Origin of the sequence: Tropicimonas sp. TH_r6 (genome assembly GCF_033101155.1) — a bacterium.
GTDB lineage: Bacteria > Pseudomonadota > Alphaproteobacteria > Rhodobacterales > Rhodobacteraceae > Tropicimonas.
In genome coordinates this window covers 38,953-55,691 of the sequence record NZ_JAWMPX010000002.1, presented here as the reverse complement: position 1 = coordinate 55,691, position 16,739 = coordinate 38,953, and the positions used below count along the sequence as shown (strand labels likewise).

10 protein-coding genes and 1 pseudogene are annotated in these 16,739 nt (G+C 65.3%); 7 read left to right on the top strand and 4 right to left on the bottom strand.

Going from position 1 to position 16,739, the window contains the following annotated elements:
- Position 1: 1 nt before the first annotated feature.
- A complete protein-coding gene (locus R3X27_RS02420) occupies positions 2–3,139 on the top strand; it encodes an efflux RND transporter permease subunit (RefSeq protein ID WP_317707231.1) in 3,138 nt (1,045 codons plus the stop codon).
- Positions 3,140–3,373: 234 nt separating this feature from the next.
- Here R3X27_RS02420 and R3X27_RS02415 read toward each other — a convergent pair whose 3' ends face one another.
- Genes R3X27_RS02415 through R3X27_RS02405 form a run of 3 tightly spaced genes read right to left on the bottom strand, consistent with a single transcriptional unit; the run spans position 3,374 to position 10,037 of the window.
- Entirely contained in the window at positions 3,374–4,258 is an 885-nt protein-coding gene (locus R3X27_RS02415; RefSeq protein WP_317707230.1) for a transglutaminase family protein, read from the bottom strand.
- A gap of 11 nt (positions 4,259–4,269) precedes the next feature.
- Complete coding sequence (locus R3X27_RS02410) at positions 4,270–6,636, bottom strand: circularly permuted type 2 ATP-grasp protein (protein WP_317707229.1); 2,367 nt, start codon at positions 6,634–6,636, stop codon at positions 4,270–4,272.
- Positions 6,637–6,662: 26 nt separating this feature from the next.
- The gene (locus R3X27_RS02405; RefSeq protein WP_317707228.1) at positions 6,663–10,037 is read right to left on the bottom strand and encodes a transglutaminase family protein; all 3,375 of its coding nucleotides are present in this window, start codon (positions 10,035–10,037) and stop codon (positions 6,663–6,665) included.
- A gap of 239 nt (positions 10,038–10,276) precedes the next feature.
- On the opposite strand from R3X27_RS02405, the pseudogene R3X27_RS02400 reads away from it, so the two are divergent.
- Positions 10,277–11,662: pseudogene (locus tag R3X27_RS02400) on the top strand (pyridoxal phosphate-dependent decarboxylase family protein).
- 61 nt (positions 11,663–11,723) lie between these two features.
- Here the strand turns inward: R3X27_RS02400 and R3X27_RS02395 are convergent.
- Positions 11,724–12,830, bottom strand: a complete 1,107-nt coding sequence (locus tag R3X27_RS02395; RefSeq protein ID WP_317707226.1) for a PQQ-dependent sugar dehydrogenase — start codon at positions 12,828–12,830, stop codon at positions 11,724–11,726.
- Positions 12,831–13,014: 184 nt separating this feature from the next.
- Here R3X27_RS02395 and R3X27_RS02390 point away from each other — a divergent pair, with 184 nt between their 5' ends.
- From R3X27_RS02390 to R3X27_RS02370, 5 genes are all read left to right on the top strand, one after another.
- Complete coding sequence (locus tag R3X27_RS02390; protein WP_317707225.1) at positions 13,015–14,193, top strand: ABC transporter substrate-binding protein; 1,179 nt, start codon at positions 13,015–13,017, stop codon at positions 14,191–14,193.
- Positions 14,194–14,318: 125 nt separating this feature from the next.
- Positions 14,319–15,110: an ABC transporter ATP-binding protein gene (locus R3X27_RS02385; protein ID WP_317707224.1), complete on the top strand. Its 792-nt coding sequence runs from the start codon at positions 14,319–14,321 to the stop codon at positions 15,108–15,110.
- A complete protein-coding gene (locus R3X27_RS02380) occupies positions 15,107–15,511 on the top strand; it encodes a hypothetical protein (protein WP_317707223.1) in 405 nt (134 codons plus the stop codon). The genes R3X27_RS02385 and R3X27_RS02380 overlap by 4 nt, the downstream gene beginning before the upstream one ends.
- 4 nt (positions 15,512–15,515) lie before the next feature.
- The gene (locus tag R3X27_RS02375; protein WP_317707222.1) at positions 15,516–16,232 is read left to right on the top strand and encodes an ABC transporter ATP-binding protein; all 717 of its coding nucleotides are present in this window, start codon (positions 15,516–15,518) and stop codon (positions 16,230–16,232) included.
- Positions 16,232–16,597: a hypothetical protein gene (locus R3X27_RS02370; protein WP_317707221.1), complete on the top strand. Its 366-nt coding sequence runs from the start codon at positions 16,232–16,234 to the stop codon at positions 16,595–16,597. Before R3X27_RS02375 ends, R3X27_RS02370 begins: the two co-directional genes overlap by 1 nt.
- Positions 16,598–16,739 lie beyond the last annotated feature (142 nt).

The following is a 16,739-nucleotide window of genomic DNA, read 5'->3' as shown; positions in this document are numbered from 1 at the left end:
GATGATTTCCTGGTTCGTCCGGCACCCGGTTGCCGCCAACCTGCTGATGATACTGGTCTGTGTCCTCGGCCTGTCCACCCTGCCACAGCTCGAACGCGAGACCTTCCCCGATGTCGCCGCCTCCACCGTTCGGGTCTCGATGGTCTATCCCGGCGCCTCGGCGCTCGATGTGGACGAGGAAATCTGTGCCGAGCTGGAAGACGCGCTGACCGGCACCGCGGGGCTGGCCGATCTCGACTGCCTCAGCGTCGACGGGCTTGCCTCGGCCACCGCCGAGCTGGAGGAAGGCGGCGATCTCGCGCAGTTCTACAATGACATCAACTCCGCCGTCTCCGGCATTGGCGACCTGCCGGAAGATGCCGAGAACTGGTCCGTCGAGCTTGGCGGGCGCGACGAGCTGATCGCCATGCTTGCCATCTCCGGTATCTACGGCAAACGCGGTTTGACCGAATATGCCGACACGCTGGCCGACCGGCTGCTCTCGCTGCCCGGCGTCACCCAGGCCACCGTGTCCGGCATCACCGATCGCGAGCTCAAGGTCAGCTTCAACACCACCGCCCTGCGCCGCTATGGCGTCTCCAGCCAGGACATCGTCAACGCCATCGGCGCCCGCTCGCTGCGCCAGCCGCTCGGCGCCGTGGATACCGATGGCAGCTCGATCACCCTGCGCTACGCCGATGCGCGCCGCTCCATCGCCGAGCTGGAAGACCTCATCGTCATCCAGAACCCCTCGGGCGGCATGGTGCGGCTGAAGGATCTCGGGCAGGTGCAGATCGTCGATACCGACGAGAACATGCAGAGCTTCATCAACGGCACCCAGGCCGCCATTGTCACCGTCTTCAAGGGCAAGGAAGGCGACGCGATCCGCATCTTCGACGAGGTCGAGGAGGTGCTGGCAGCCGAGCGCGAGGCCTGGCCGGACCCGTTCGACATCACCGTGCTCTTCAACATGACCGAGCTGGTCGAGGAACGGCTGACGCTGATCCTGAAGAATATCGGCATCGGGCTGGTGCTGGTCTTCGCCACCATGTGGCTCTTCTTCACCCTGCGCGAGGCGCTGTGGATCTCGGCCGCCCTGCCCGTCTCCTTCCTCGGCACCTTTTTCCTGATGGACAGCTTCGGCATCACCATCAACATGATCACGCTGGTGGCGCTGCTGATGGCGGTCGGCCTGATCATGGACGATTCCATCGTCATCGCCGAAAACATCGAACGCTGGCGCCGCAAGGCCGGCAAGCTGGAAGCCGCCAGTCGCGGCACGCTGGAAGTGGTGCCCGGCATCACCTCCTCCTTCCTGACCACGGCCTGTGTCTTCGGGCCGCTGATGTTCGTCTCCGGAACGATGGGACAGATCCTCGCCTATATCCCGATGGTGCTGCTGCTAACCCTCGGCTTCAGCCTCGTCGAGGGCTTCCTGATCCTGCCGCATCACCTCAGCCATTCCGGCACGGACGACCCGTCCGAACATGAGCACCGCCCCGCCGCGCGGCTGCTCGACCGCTTCAAGGAAGGCATCGTCATCCCGCTGGTCACCTTCCTTGTGAAGGTCCGTTATTTCACCATCGGTGCGGTGATCGCCTGCCTTATGCTCGCCATCGGGCTTGTTGCCTCCGGACAGGTCAAGGTGGTCGGTTTCCCGACCATCGAGGGCGACACGATCCAGGCCAAGATCTCGCTCACCACCGGCATCGAACGTGAACGCACCATCGAACGGGTGGACCAGTTGATCGCGGCCTTGCAGCGTGTCGATGCGGAGCTGACACCCGGGACGGAGGGCGGCGAGAAGCTGGTCGAACGGGTGCTGGTGCAATACGCCACGAATTCCAACGTCAACGACAATGGCTCCAACACCGCCACGCTTACGGTCGACCTGCTGGCCTCCGCCCGGCGCAACGTGAAGGCGGACGAGGTGGTCGCGCGCTGGCGCGAAGAGGCCGGGCCGCTGCCGGATGTGATCCAGGCGAGCTTCGCGCAGGCCGAGCTTGGCCCGGGCGGCAACGATCTCGATGTCGAGCTGGCCGGGCGCGACCTCGAGGACCTGGAAGCGGCTGCGAGCCAGCTCCTCGCCGCGCTCACAGCGCGTGACGACGTGACCGAGGCCTTCACCGATTTCTATGGCGGGCGCCGCGAGGTGCAGCTCTCGCTCAATGAATACGGCTATTCCATCGGGCTGACGCCGCAGGCGCTGGCCGCGCAGCTGCGCAACGCCTTCGCGGGCTCGGAGACGGACAGCTTCCGCACCGGGCTCTCCAACGTGACCGTGCAGGTCGAGCTGGACGATTCCGTGCGTCACATGGCGGATCTGGAGGCCTTCCCGATCCTTGTCGGCGGCGGCGAGCTGGCGGCGCTGGCGACCGTGGCCGATATCTCCGTCACCTCCTCCTACCCGGTCATCAAGCGCAAGAACGGGTTGGCCACAGCGCAGATCATCGGCCAGATCGACCGCGCCACGACAACGCCCGGCAAGATCGCCGCCGTGGTGACCGGAGAGCTCGCCCCCGAAATCATGCGCACCCATCCCGGCGTGACCATCTCCATCGGCGGCGCCTCCGAAGACGAACAGGAATCGCAGGCCTCGACCATGTCCAAGCTGCTGCTCGGGCTGGTCGGGATCTACCTCGTGCTCGCCTTCCAGTTCCGCAGCTACACGCTGCCGGTGGTGGTCATGCTCTCCATTCCCTTCGCGCTGATCGGCACGATCACCGGTCACTGGGCGCTCGGCATCGACCTTGCCATGCCGAGCTTCATCGGCTTCGCCTCGCTGGCCGGCATCGTGGTCAACAACGCGATCCTGTTCCTGACCTTCTTCCAGACCCACCTGAAGGGTGAGGACCATGTTGCCGCCGCGCTGGACGCGGTGCGCGAACGGTTCCGCCCGATCCTGCTTTCGACCGGGACGACCGTGATCGGCCTGCTGCCGCTGATATCCGACGGCTCGCCGCAGGTGCAGGTCATGGTGCCGCTGGTGGTCTCGGTGGCGGCGGGGCTGTTGGCCTCGATGATCCTCGTGATCCTGGTGCTGCCGGCGCTGCTGTCGATCTATTTCGACATCTTCTCGGTGGAGCGCTGGATCGCCAAGTTCGACTCGCGGGACGAGAACGGGACGGACAGCGCGGAGGCGCGCGCTTCGCGCGCGTGAACGATCCTGCGTATCGCGCCTTTCGCGGGCGCGAAGGAAGGTCCGGTCATGCCGACCGGCTGAGGTTCAGGTCCGGTCGGACCTGTCGGAACAAGAGAGCGCTCGTTGGCATGGCTCCCGTTCCGAGGCCGTGGAACCACGGCAGACCCAAATCCGTTCGGTTTCATCAAATACCCACCGCAACCCACTGACAAAATTATATTATACTTTAGATTGAGTGCCTCTGAGCCCAGATCAGCCGGTGTCCAGAGGGATCACATCCACCGCCTGGCTTGTCCTCTGACCACCCGCAAGCCGCATCACGCCCTTGACCGGCGCGATGTCGGAATAGTCGCGCCCATAGGCGATCACCACATGGTCATTGGCAACCTCGAGCGCATTGGTCGGGTCGAATTCCACCCAGCCCATGCGCGCGCCGCACCAGGCACGCACCCAGGCATGCATCGCATCGGCGCCTTCCAGCCGCGCCTGCCCCTCGGGCGGCACGGTGCGCAGGAAACCCGACACATAGCCTGCCGGAATCCCCATCCCGCGCAGGCAGGAGATCATCACATGGGTGAAATCCTGGCATACGCCCTCGCGCCGCTCGAACGCCTCCAGCGCCGGCGTGTCGACCTCCGTCGCGTCCGGATCGAACTTGAACTCGGCATGAATCAGGCGGCCCAGTGCATAGAAAATCTCCAGCACCGACTGCGCTCCCCGCGCCGCCTTCAACCCGTAATTCGTCATCGCCGGATGCAGCGTGATCCGGGGGCTGGCGCCGAGGAAGTGATGCGGGGCTTCGGGGGCCAGCGTCGCCTGTGCCGCGATCTCGCGTGCAAGCATGTCCGGACGGGCTGAGAAATCGATCCGCTGCCCATCGACCATCCGGTCGATCCGCGCGGTCATCTCGAAGACGCTCTCCGAATGCGGCTTGTCGAGCGCCACGTCATCGGTACGGTTGCCAAAAAAATCAACCCCTTCTCGCCATTCCACCGGATCGGGCCGCACCGTCAGATGGGCCGTTTCCAGCCGTTGTTCTCCCGCAATGCTGGCCGGCATCAGCCGCAGCAAATGCCGACCCGCCGTTGCCGGAACCGGGTAGTGATAGCTCAGCTTCATGCGGATCTCGTAGCGCATCTTCCCGCCCCTCAGCTCAGATAGGCCAGCGTGAGCTGGTCCGAAATCTCGGCGATATCATCCCCGAGGCGCTCCAGGGCGCGGGTCCCGACCGTCTCCGGCACCTGCAGCGCGAGATCCGTGCGCGCCCGCAGGACCGCCCGCGTGAGCGGCGTCATCTGCCGGTGCTGGCCCGAGCCCGGCAGATGCGCCAGATGCGCATCGATATCGCCAAGCTGGCAGAGGATCGAGCGCGGGTTCAACTCGTCCAGCGCCAGCAGGTCGACCACCGTCGCCCGGTTGGTCGCCACCGTGTAGCGACGGTGATGCGTCATCACGCTGTCGGAAATCTCCACCGCCATGTCCAGCGCCCCCGCCGGAGCAGCCGGGTCGGCGAAAGCGGCGAGACAGGTGCTCATGGTCGAGGCCCGTTCCAGCGCCCGACCGATGGACAGGAAGCGCCAGCCCTCGAAGCGATACATGTTGTCATGCACGAGCCCGGCAAAGCCGTTCAGCTTGCGGATCAGCACGCCCATCGCGCGGGCCGCATCGTCGCCGGGCGTCACCCGCTCGGAAAACTCGCGCACGGTTCGCGTCAGGTCCGAGAGCGCCAGCATCCCGTCGACCGAGAAGCGGTCCGCGACATGGCCAGCGGACCCGAGCGCGGCGGAGACACTGTCGACCAGCTCGCTCGGAACAGCCTCGACACTGGTGCAACCGAGATTCTCGAGGTAGCGCGCGGCGAAGAGCGGCAGCGGCGCGTCCGGCATGTCGCTTTCGGCCAGCCGCGCATGGCGGGCGCGTAAAACCCGGACCATGTGTTCGGACCGCTCCACGTAGCGGCCCAACCAGAAGAGATTATCCGCTGCCCGGCTCGGCAGCGCCGCCGGCGGGCTGCGTTCGAAACTCTCGTCCGAGCGCAGCAGGCTCGCGGCGCGCTCGGTCTTTTGCCCGATTACCCAGACATCGGCCACCTGCCCGCCCTGCTGCATGGCGATGGCCGAGCTGTCCTCGGAGCGTCCGATCCGGGCAAAGCCGCCCGGCATGGCGACCCAGCCCTCCTCGGTTCGCGCGAGGAAGACCCGCAGCGTCATCGGGCGCGGCACCAGCGCGCCGTCGACCAGCGCCGGCGCGGTCGAAAGCTGCACCTGTTCCTGCGCCACTAGCGCCGCCCCGCGCCGCTCGATCCAGGAATCGAGCCCGGTGGAGGGCGGCGTCACACCGCCGGTCTCATGCGCAAGCCCCGTGGCCCAGGCCGAAGAAAAGACCATCGCATCGGCATTGGCGCGCACATGCGCCCGCTCGCTCTCCTGCCCACACCACCATGTGGCGACATTGGGCATTCGCAGCGGCCGGCCGTCCAGCAGCTCACTCAGTCGCGGCAGGAAGGCCATCAGCGCCCGCGTCTCCAGCACGCCCGCGCCGAGCGCGTTGAGCATCGAGACATTGCCCGACCGGATCGCCCCGAGCAGCCCCGGCGTGCCCAGATGCGAGCCCTCATTCAGCTCCAGCGGGTCGGCCCAGTCGCTGTCCAGCCGGCGCCAGAGCACCGAAATCGGCTGCAACCCGTCGATGGTGCGGATCATGAGCTGGCCGTCCTGCACCGTAAGGTCATCGCCTTCCAGCAGGGTGAAACCGAGATAGCGGGCGATATATGCGTGCTCGTAATAGGTCGCGTTCAACGGCCCCGGCGTCAGGATGCCGACGCGCCCCCGGTGCCCCGGGCGCAAGCCCATCAAGCGGTCGCGAAAGTCGCGGAAGAAGTTGGAGAGCCGGGTGACATTCGCGCTGACAAAGATGTCGGAGTAGACCCGTGTCGTGGCGATCCGGTTTTCCAGCGCGAAGCCCGCGCCGGACGGCGATTGCGTGCGATCGCAGAGCACCCACCAATTGCCATTCGGTCCGCGCCCGATATCGAAAGCGATGAAGTCGAGAAAATGCCCATCGCGCGGGCGCAGGCCGACCAGCGGACGGTGCCATTCCGGGCTCTCGGCGATCAGCGAGGCCGGCAGATGCCCCTCGGCGACGAGCCGGTTCTCGCCATAGAGATCGGCGGCGAGCTTCTCCAGCAGGTCGGCGCGCTCGGCCAGCCCGGCGGAGATCTCGCTCCACTCGTCTTCCGAGATCAGCAACGGCACATGCGAAAGCGGCCAGTCGCGCTGCGCGTTGTCATCCTGTCCATAGCGGCGGTAATAGACGCCGGCATCGCGCAGGTAGCGGTCGCCATGGGAGATCCGTTCGGCCAGCCGCCCTTCGGGCATCGAGGCCAGCCGACGCACGAAATTGACCCATACCGGGCGCACGAGGCCATCCGGTCCCAGAAGCTCGTCCGGAACACCGTCCTGCGGCAGATACCCCGCAAGCAGCCGCGTCAGCGGATCGCCTCCCTCTCCCTGCATCCTGCCTCCGACCGTTGGCCCTTGCCTTAAAGTCCCGGCGCCCGACGAAGGTCGAGCGTCATCGGGAATTCCCTAGGGGGCAATTCGGCCGGGGGCAAGTAGGCTCCAGGGTTATGTCCATGCGGCTCGAACCGCGCCAGGCGCCGTGCCTGGGCCTCGTTTCCATTGACCGGGAAAGTGTCATAGTTGCGCCCGCCCGGATGGGCGACGCTGTAGGTGCAGCCCGCAAGCGCCCGTCCGGTCCAGGTGTCGAAGATGTCAAAGGTGAGCGGCGCGTTGATCGGCAACACAGGGTGCAGCGCCTCGGGCGGCTGCCAGGCCTTGAAGCGCAGCCCCGCAACCGAGACCCCGCCGACGCCTGTTGCCTGCATCGGCAGGCGACGCCCATTGCAGGTCACCGCGTAGCGCTCGGGGTCGGTGGTGGTGAGCTGCGCTTGCAGCCGCTCCACCGAGCTGTCCGTATAGCGCACCGTGCCGCCGATGGCGCCGGTTTCGCCGAGCACATGCCACGGCTCCAGCGCCTGCCGCAGCTCCAGGTGAACACCGTCCGCCTCGATCTCGCCGCAGAAGGGGAAACGGAACTCGGCCTGCGCCTTGAACCATTCGGAGTCCATCTCGAAACCATGGTCGCGCAGGTCACGCAGCACGTCGAGGAAATCCTCCCAGACGAAATGCGGCAGCATGAACCGGTCATGCAACCGCGTGCCCCAGCGGATTGGCGCGCCCTGGGCCGGGCTCTGCCACATCCGGGCGATCAGCGCCCGGATCAGGAGTTGCTGAGCGAGGGACATGCGCGGATCGGGCGGCATTTCGAAGCCGCGGAACTCGATCAGCCCGAGCCTCCCGGTCGGGCCGTCCGGCGAATAGAGCTTGTCAATGCAGATCTCGGCCCGGTGGGTGTTGCCGGTCACGTCGATGAGGATGTTGCGCAGCAGCCGGTCCGTCAGCCAGGGCGGCGGCACGTCGCCATGCCCCGGCGGGTGGATCTGGTCCAGCGCAATCTCGAGCTCATAGAGGCTGTCATGCCGCCCCTCATCCATGCGCGGGGCCTGAGAGGTCGGGCCGATGAAGAGTCCGGAGAAGAGATAGGAGAGCGAGGGGTGGCGCTGCCAATGCAGGATCAGGCTTTTGAGCAGATCCGGCCGGCGCAGGAAGGGGCTGTCCAGCGGCGTCGCGCCGCCCACGACCACGTGATTTCCGCCGCCCGTGCCGCAATGCCGCCCGTCGATCATGAACTTGTCCGCCCCGAGACGGCACTGACGCGCCTCCTCGTAGACGGCTTGCGTGATCGACTTGCAGTCCTCCCAGTTCTGCGCCGGGTGCACATTCACCTCGATCACGCCCGGATCGGGCGCCACGCGGATCACGTTCAGGCGCGGGTCATTGGGCGGCGAGTAGCCCTCGATATGGACCGGCAGCTTCAGATCTTCCGCCGCTTGCTCGGCGGCCGCGACCAGTTCGAGGTAATCCTCGACCCGCTCCGTCGGCGGCATGAAGATGCAGAGCCGTCCGTCGCGCGGCTCCACCGACATCGCTGTCCGCACGATCCCGCCCGTGGGCATGCCCGTGGTATCGTCCAGCGGAGTCGCGCGCTGCGCGTTGCGGTCCTGCACCCGCTCGGAGGGGGTGAATTGTCCAGCCTGCCGGTGGCCGGGCGTCACCGCCGGTTCGCCCCGGTTGCGCGCCCGCGCCTCGGGGTCGAAGACCGGCAGCTCGCCCTCCTGCGTCGCCGGGTCGGCGGGGTAGCTATAGGGATAGGCGCCAACGGAGACGTAGGGCAGCGCCTCCAGTGGCAGCCGGAACCCGACCGGGCTGTCACCAGGAATAAGGTAGAGTTTTCCACGCCGTGTGCGCCAAAGTTCAGACACCCAGCCGCCCGTCGCCCGGGTCTGCCAGCGTTGGACGGGGAGCACCATGCCCGAGGGCTGGGTCAACCCGCGCTCGAAGACGCGGGTGATCCGGTGCCGCGCCTCGGCATCCTTCAGCTTGGGGTTGTCCGGGCTGACATTGGCCGGCAGGTTGCCTTCCTTGAGAATCCATTCCGCCGGGTCCTCATAAGCCGGCTGGACGTGATCCGGGTCGACCGCAATGCTCTCGGCGATATGGCGCAGCACCGCCTTCGCCTCCTCCGGACCGACCTTGGTGTCCTCGGCCTCTTTCGCAATCAGCTCCGGGTTACGCCAGATCGGCTGCTCGTCGCGGCGCCAGTAAAGCGAGAAGGTCCAGCGCGGAAGGGTCTCGCCCGGATACCACTTGCCCTGCCCGTAATGCAGAAAGCCCCCCGGCGCGAAACGGTCGCGCAGGCGCCGGATCAGCTCATCCGCCAGTTCCCGCTTCATCGGCCCGACAGCGGCGGTGTTCCACTCGTCGCTCTCGTAATCGTCGATGGAAACGAAGGTCGGCTCGCCGCCCATGGTCAGGCGGACATCTCCATCTTCCAGCACCTCGTCGACCTGTTTGCCGAGCGCATCGAGCTTCTCCCAGCTATCTTGCGGAAACGGCTTGGTAATCCGCGGATGCTCGGCGATGCGGGTCACCGTCATGTCGAATTCGAACTCGACCTCGGCCGGAGTCGCCAGCCCCGAGATCGGCGCGGCATTGCGATAATGCGGCGTGGCGGCGAGCGGGATGTGGCTCTCGCCGGTCAGCAATCCGCTCGTCGGGTCGAGCCCGATCCAGCCGGCGCCGGGAAGATAGGCCTCGCACCAGGCGTGGAGATCGGTGAAGTCGTGATCCGTTCCCGAGGGCCCGTCCAGCGCCTTCAGATCCGGTTCGAGCTGGATCAGGTAGCCCGAGACGAAGCGCGCGGCGATGCCGAGATGGCGCAGGAGCTGCACCAGCAGCCAAGAGCTGTCGCGACAGGAACCTTTGGCCCGCTCCAGAGTCTGCTCCGGCGTCTGCACGCCGGGTTCCATGCGGATGACATAGTCGACCAGTTTCTGAAGCCGCATGTTCAACCCGACGAGAAAATCGACCGTCGTCTCTTCGGGATTGAACTCAATGCTTTCGATCAGCTTCTTCAGGCGCGGCCCGGCCTCTTCCGGCCACAGGTAGATCGACAGATCCTCGGTAAGATCGTCCGGGTAGTCGAAGGGCAGATGTTCCGCCTCCTCCTCGACGAAGAAGTCGAACGGGTTGTAGACGGTCATGTCCGCGACGAGGTCCACCTCGATCTTCAGCTCCCGGACCGGTTCGTGGAAGACGTAGCGCGCCAGCCAGTTGCCATAGGGGTCCTGCTGGTGATTGACGAAATGCCCTCCCGGCGAGACTTTCAGCGAATGCGAGATGACGCGGGTGCGCGAATGTGGCGCGGGGCGCAGGCGTATGACCTGCGGGCCGAGCGTGACAGGCCGGTCGTATTTGTAATGGGTCAGGTGGTGGATTGCGGCCTTGATCGACATGTTTTCTCCCTGAACGCGTCTTCGTCCTCCAGCAAACACAGCCGCCGCACCCTTGCGAGAGGGTTTTGGTCGAATTGGCGTTTTTCGAAGCCCCTTGGCGCGCTGCCACGGGAGTGTGCACATTATTTTGGCAGAAGCCGGAGCCACCCGCCCCCCGGACCGGCCCCGCTGGCGGAACGCTCCAACTGCGGCGCGGCCATTCGATGATGGGACTCGCAGCAACAGATCCGGAGCACGACATGCAGTGGAACGAATTCGAGAAATGGGCGATTGGATCGTAAAATGGTCAGCAGAGTATCACCGCACCTTGCGGAACCGCCCAGACCGCGCCCGGCGAGGTTGCGTCCCGCCTGCCCTCTGCTCCGCCCGAAATGGGCGAAGACATGGCTGCGATCCTGAACGATTTCGAAACCGTTGTGATGCCCGGGATAACCCATAGGCAGCACCCACGCTTCTTTGCCTATTTCCCGGCCAACGCGGCACCGCCGTCGATGTTGGCCGAGATGCTTGTGACCACCATCGCCGCGCAATGCATGTTGTGGCAGACCTCGCCAGCCGCGACCGAGATCGAGGAGGTCATGGTGGACTGGTTGCGGCAGGCCTTGGGCCTGCCCGAGACCTATAATGGGGTGATCCAGGACAGCGCCTCGTCCGCGACCCTGTCGGCGGTTTTGACAATGCGCGAGGTTGCCAACGGGTTTTCGGGCAACCGGGAGGGGCTGAACGCGAAGGGAACTCTCCGGATTTATTGCTCCGATCAGGTCCATTCCTCGATCGACCGGGCCTGCTGGGTCGCCGAGATCGGACAGGACAACCTGGTCAAGATCGGGCCCGTCGGTCCGCGCCACGCGATTGACGCAAGCGCCTTGCGGCACGCAATCGCTCAGGACCGCGCGGCGGGTCATATTCCGGCTGGGATCATCGCCATCACGGGCGGAACAGGCGTCGGCGCATCGGACGATCTCGGACCCGTGCTGGCAATCGCGCAGGAAGAGGGCCTCTACACCCATCTGGACGCGGCCTGGGCCGGCGCGGCGATGATCTGCCCGGAATTCCGGGATGATTTCTGGGCGGATGTCGCCGGGTTCGACAGCATTGTCTTCAATCCCCACAAATGGCTGGGCGCGCAGTTCGACTGCTCCGTCCAGTTTCTCAAGGACCCGGCCGCGCAGCTGAACACGTTGAAGATCGAACCCGAATTCCTGAAGACATCCGGCGTCGAGGTCACCAATTTCTCCGAGTGGACGATTCCCTTGGGCCGCCGGTTCCGCGCGCTGAAGATATGGTTCCTGATCCGCTCCTACGGGATCGAGGCGCTGCGTGAACGCATCCTCAACCATGTTCTCTGGGCGTCGGAGGTCTGCGAGGCCATTCGGTCCATCGACAGGTTCGAGATCGTGACAGAACCGATCCTGAGTCTGTTCTCCTTCCGCGCCCCGGGGGACGATGCGACACAGCAAAGACTGGTGGACGCATTGAACGACGATGGACGTATCTACCTCACGCAGGGCTCATTCGGTGGGCGCAAGATCATCCGGTTCCAGGTCGGTCAGTTCGACACCACGCGAGGCGATGTGCTGATGGCCGCGGATGTCATCCAGGAGACGTGGTTGGCGATCAAATGACCAACCGATGAGGTTTCCCGGATCGGGCGCGGTTCGACTTGCAGAAATCAGCGGCGTCGCGTCACCTTCCAGCCGGTGCGATCCGGTAGATGGCCCCATGCCCTTCTGACAGAAACCAGACGCTCCCGTCCGGCGCTTGCCGGACATCCCGCACCCGCTCGGTCTCCGGCCACGTCAACCGCTCCACTTCCACCAAGCCGCCGCCGCGCTGTTCCAGGCGCGAAATCAGGTCGAATTTAAGCGACCCGATAAGGAAATCCCCGTCCCAGCCCGGCAATAGATTGCCCGACAGGATCGCCAAGCCGGATGGCGCAATGGAGGGGTCCCAATAATGCTGAGGCTGTTCCATCCCGTCCTGCGCCGTCCCCTCGCCGATCTTGCCGCCGGAGTAATGCCGCCCATAGGAAATGACCGGCCAGCCGTAATTGGCGCCGGCGCGGATCCGGTTCACCTCGTCGCCGCCCTGCGCCCCATGTTCGACCGCCCAAAGCTGGCCCGCACCATCCAGCGCCGCGCCTTGCGGGTTGCGATGCCCGTAGGACCAGATCTCCGGTCGCGCGCCCGGCTGGCCGAGGAAGGGATTGCCCGGGGCCGGCGCGCCGCCGCGCGTGATCCGCAGGATCGAGCCCTGGCTGCGCCCGAGATCCTGCGCCGCGGGCCGGTCGCCGCGCTCGCCAATGGTCACGAAGAGCGTTCCATCCCGTGCTTCAACCAGCCGCGAGCCAAAATGCCGCCCGCCGCGGCTGCCCGGCGCCATCTCGAAGATCCGCCGGAACTCCGCAAGCCGCCGTCCGTCCCGCGACAACCGCCCAACCCCGACCGCCGTGCCCGCGCCGCCGCCCTGCCTGTGCGCATAGCTGAGATAGACCTGCCGGCTCTGGGCAAAATCGCGCGGCACAAGCACGTCCAGCAACCCGCCCTGCCCCGTGGTTGCGACCTTCGGCACGCCGCGCACTTGCTGGCGCCCCCCATCTGCACCGAAATGCCAGAGCCGCCCATCTCGCTCCGTCACGAGGAAACCGCCATCGGGCAGGAAGGCCAGCCCCCAGGGCGTGTCCAGCCCGGAGGCGACCTCGGTCACCTCGACCGGGCCGGCCTCGGTCTGGCGGACCGCTGCCTGCGCGGCGGCGGCGGCGAGGAGGAACAGGATTGTGGCAAGGATACGCATGGGTTTTCTCCGATTCTCCAGCACAGTCTAGCGCGTCCAACGCGCCGCGTTTGCGCGCTGTCGAAACGGTGATGGCGCGTGAACCGGCCCCGCTGCCTCCTGTCGCGACTTCACCGCTTCCCATTTCCCGGTTCTGACAATAACGTGTCGTCCGGACAGAAGATCCTACAGGGAGTTACTCGACATGAAGAAACTGTTGCTGGCCAGCGCCGCCATGACCATGGCCACCGCCGCCACGGCCGAAGAGATCAAGCTTGGCGTCCTGCTGGGCTTCAGCGGACCGATCGAATCCATGGCCGTTGCAATGGGCGCCGGCGCCGAACTGGCGATCAAGGAAGTCAGCGATAGCGGCAAACTGCTCGACGGCAGTACCGTCGTTCCCGTGCGCGCCGACTCGACCTGCATCGACAGCGCCGCCGCCACCGCCGCCGCCGAGCGCCTGATCACCTCCGATGGCGTGGCTGGCATCATGGGCGCCGCCTGCTCCGGCGTGACCGGCGCGGTTCTGGCCAACGTGGCGCGTGCCAATGGCATGGTCATGATCTCGCCGTCGGCCACCTCGCCCGCCCTGTCGGAAGCCGAAGATGATGGTCTGTTCTTCCGCACGCCTCCGTCCGATGCGCGCCAGGGTGTCGTCATGGCGAATATCCTGATGGACAAGGGGGTCAAATCCGTCGCCGTGACCTACACCAACAACGACTACGGCAAGGGTCTGGCCGAGAGCTTCCAGGGTGCCTACGAAGAACTTGGCGGCGAAGTGACCATTTCCGCCGCGCATGAAGACGACAAGGCCGACTATTCCGCCGAAGTCGGCGCGCTGGCCTCCGCCGGTGGCGACCTGCTCGTGGTTGCCGGTTATGCCGACCGCGGTGGCGCGGGCATCGTGCAGGGTGCGCTCGACACTGGCGCCTTCGACACGTTCCACTTCCCCGACGGCATGGTCTCCGACGCGACCATCGGCAAGTTCGGCGCCGATGTAGACGGCTCTGGCGGTCAGCTGCCAGGCTCCGACAGCCCGGGTGCGGCGAAATTCGCCGAGGTCGTTGGCGATGCGTGGGATGCCACCGCGATCTTCTCCGCCGAATCCTATGACGCCGCCGCGATCCTGCTGCTGGCCATGCAGGCCGCCGGTTCCGCCGATCCGAAGGTCTACAAGGACAAGATCATGGATGTGGCCAACGGTCCGGGCGAAGAGATCATGCCCGGCGAGCTTGGAAAGGCGCTGGAGATCCTCGCCGGTGGCGGTGAGATCGACTATGTCGGCGCAACCTCGGTCGAATTCCTCGAAAACGGCGATTCCGCCGGCTCCTTCCGGGAAGTCATGATGGACGGTGGCAAGTTCGAGACCGTCGGCTACCATTGATCAGCCCTGTCCGGATGGCCCCCTTGCCGTCTGGACTGCGCTGACGTAACAGCGGGCGGCCCGGGGAATACCCTGGGCCGTTTGCTCAAGAATAACACGGCCGCAACACGCCGAGGGACATGCAGATGATCCGGGTTGAAGACCTCCACAAGCATTTTGGCGGATTCCGCGCCTGCGATGGGGCTTCCATCGAGATCGCCGAAGGCTCGATCACCGGGCTGATCGGCCCGAACGGCGCCGGCAAGACAACGCTGTTCAACGTGATCGCGGGTGTGCTGCCACCGACCTCCGGCCGCGTCTTTATGGATGGCGAAGAGATCACCGGCCTGCCGCCGCATGAGCTCTTCCACAAGGGGCTGCTCCGGACCTTCCAGATCGCGCATGAGTTCAGCTCCATGACGGTGCGCGAGAACCTGATGATGGTGCCGGGCGGGCAATCGGGCGAGACGCTCTGGAACACGTGGTTCCATCGTGCGCGGATCGCGGAGGAAGAGGTCGAACTGGCGAAGAAGGCCGACGAAGTCCTTGAATTCCTGACCATCGATCACCTGGCTGAGGAAAAGGCCGGGAACCTCTCCGGCGGGCAGAAGAAGCTGCTGGAGTTGGGCCGGACGATGATGGTCGATGCCAAGATCGTCTTTCTCGATGAGGTTGGCGCCGGCGTGAACCGCACCCTGCTCAACACGATCGGCGACGCGATCATCCGGCTCAACAAGGAGCGCGGTTACACGTTCTGCGTGATCGAGCATGACATGGATTTCATCGCCCGGCTCTGCGATCCGGTGATCGTCATGGCCGAGGGCAAGGTGTTGGCCGAGGGCGGCGCCCGCGCGGTCATGCAGGACGACCGTGTGATCGAGGCCTATCTGGGCACGGGTCTCAAGAACAAGGTCAAGGAAGAGGCCGCGCAAGGATGAGGAACGCCCTGCAAACCATCGGAATCGCAGGCGCTCTTGTGCTTACGCCTGTGGTGGTGCAGGCCGATGAGGTCATCCTGTTCAAGTGCTTTTTCGACTGGCGCTGCGACCCGAACACGAAATGCGATCATGCCGGCCTCGAGCTGCGCATCAAGCATAACACGGATACGAACGAGGCCGAATTCCTCGGCAAACATGGCAGCCCGCTCGACCAGATCGGGGTGCATATCGGCGACCGCTCTGTGAGCTTTCTGGCCTACCAGATCTCGGGCGCCGTGGACGTCACGACGATTGCACTGATGAATGGGGAAGCAATCCACACCTCCCATCGGATCGGCGGGATCACCATGAAACCGGAACAATATCTGGGCGAATGCGTCGCCCTGCCCTCTTCGGAGTGAGCGCATGAGCGAGAAATACCTGATTGGCGATGCGATGTCGGGCGGCTACGGCAAGGGCCCGAATATCCTGCATGGCTGTACGATTGCCTGTGACAAGGGCGAGATCGCGGTGATTGTCGGCCCCAACGGCGCCGGAAAGTCGACCGCGATGAAGGCCGTCTTCGGCATGTTGGATGTGCGCGAAGGCGCGGTTCGGCTGGGCGGCAGGGACATCACCGGGCTGACGCCGCAGGCGCGGGTTTCCGAGGGCATGGCCTTCGTGCCGCAGACCAACAATATCTTCACCTCGATGACGGTCGAGGAGAACCTCGAGATGGGCGCCTTCCTGCGGGAAGACGACATGAAAGCCTCGATGGAACAGGTTTATGAGCTGTTCCCGATCCTGCGCGACAAGCGCAAACAGGCCGCGGGCGAGCTTTCGGGCGGCCAGCGCCAACAGGTCGCCGTGGGCCGCGCGCTGATGACCCAGCCTTCTGTGCTCATGCTCGACGAGCCCACCGCCGGCGTTTCGCCCATCGTCATGGACGAGCTTTTCGACCGGATCATCGAGGTCGCCCGCACCGGCATCTCGATCCTGATGGTGGAACAGAATGCCCGCCAAGCCCTTGAAATCGCAGATACCGGCTACGTTCTCGTGCAGGGTCGCAACGCCCATACTGGGACAGGCAAGGACCTTCTGGCCGACCCGGAAGTGCGCCGGACCTTCCTGGGAGGGACGTGATGAAGCAGGCTCTTCTCACTGCTGCCGCGCTTCTTGCGGTCACCCCGGCACTGGCCGCACCGCTGGAATGCACCTTCACCGCCGAGTGCTTTGAGACCGATGGCTGCCATGAAAGCGGCTATGGATTCATGGTCTGGTTCCCCTCCGAGACTTCGGAGAGCGTGGTCACGATCACCGACGGGACCGGCGATTTCCCGGGTCTTGCCGAGACACTGGGCGAGGACGGGCTGGTTGTCCGCTTCACCAGCGGATTTGGGCCGTCGATGCTGACGCTTCATGGCGACGCCGCGCGGCTTGCGGCCCATGGCGCGGAGGACGCCTTGATGGTGAACTATTCCGGTGCCTGCCGGGAGGTGGAAGAATGATTGGTTTCAACACCTTTTGCGACTCTCGTGGAGAGCCGCGCCCGATCCCGGATGGGCGCATGCACCCTCTGAGTGCAGCGCCGCTGCGTCGCTCGGCAAATCATCGCTTCCGCCAGCCATCACAGGTAGACCGGAGCACCCG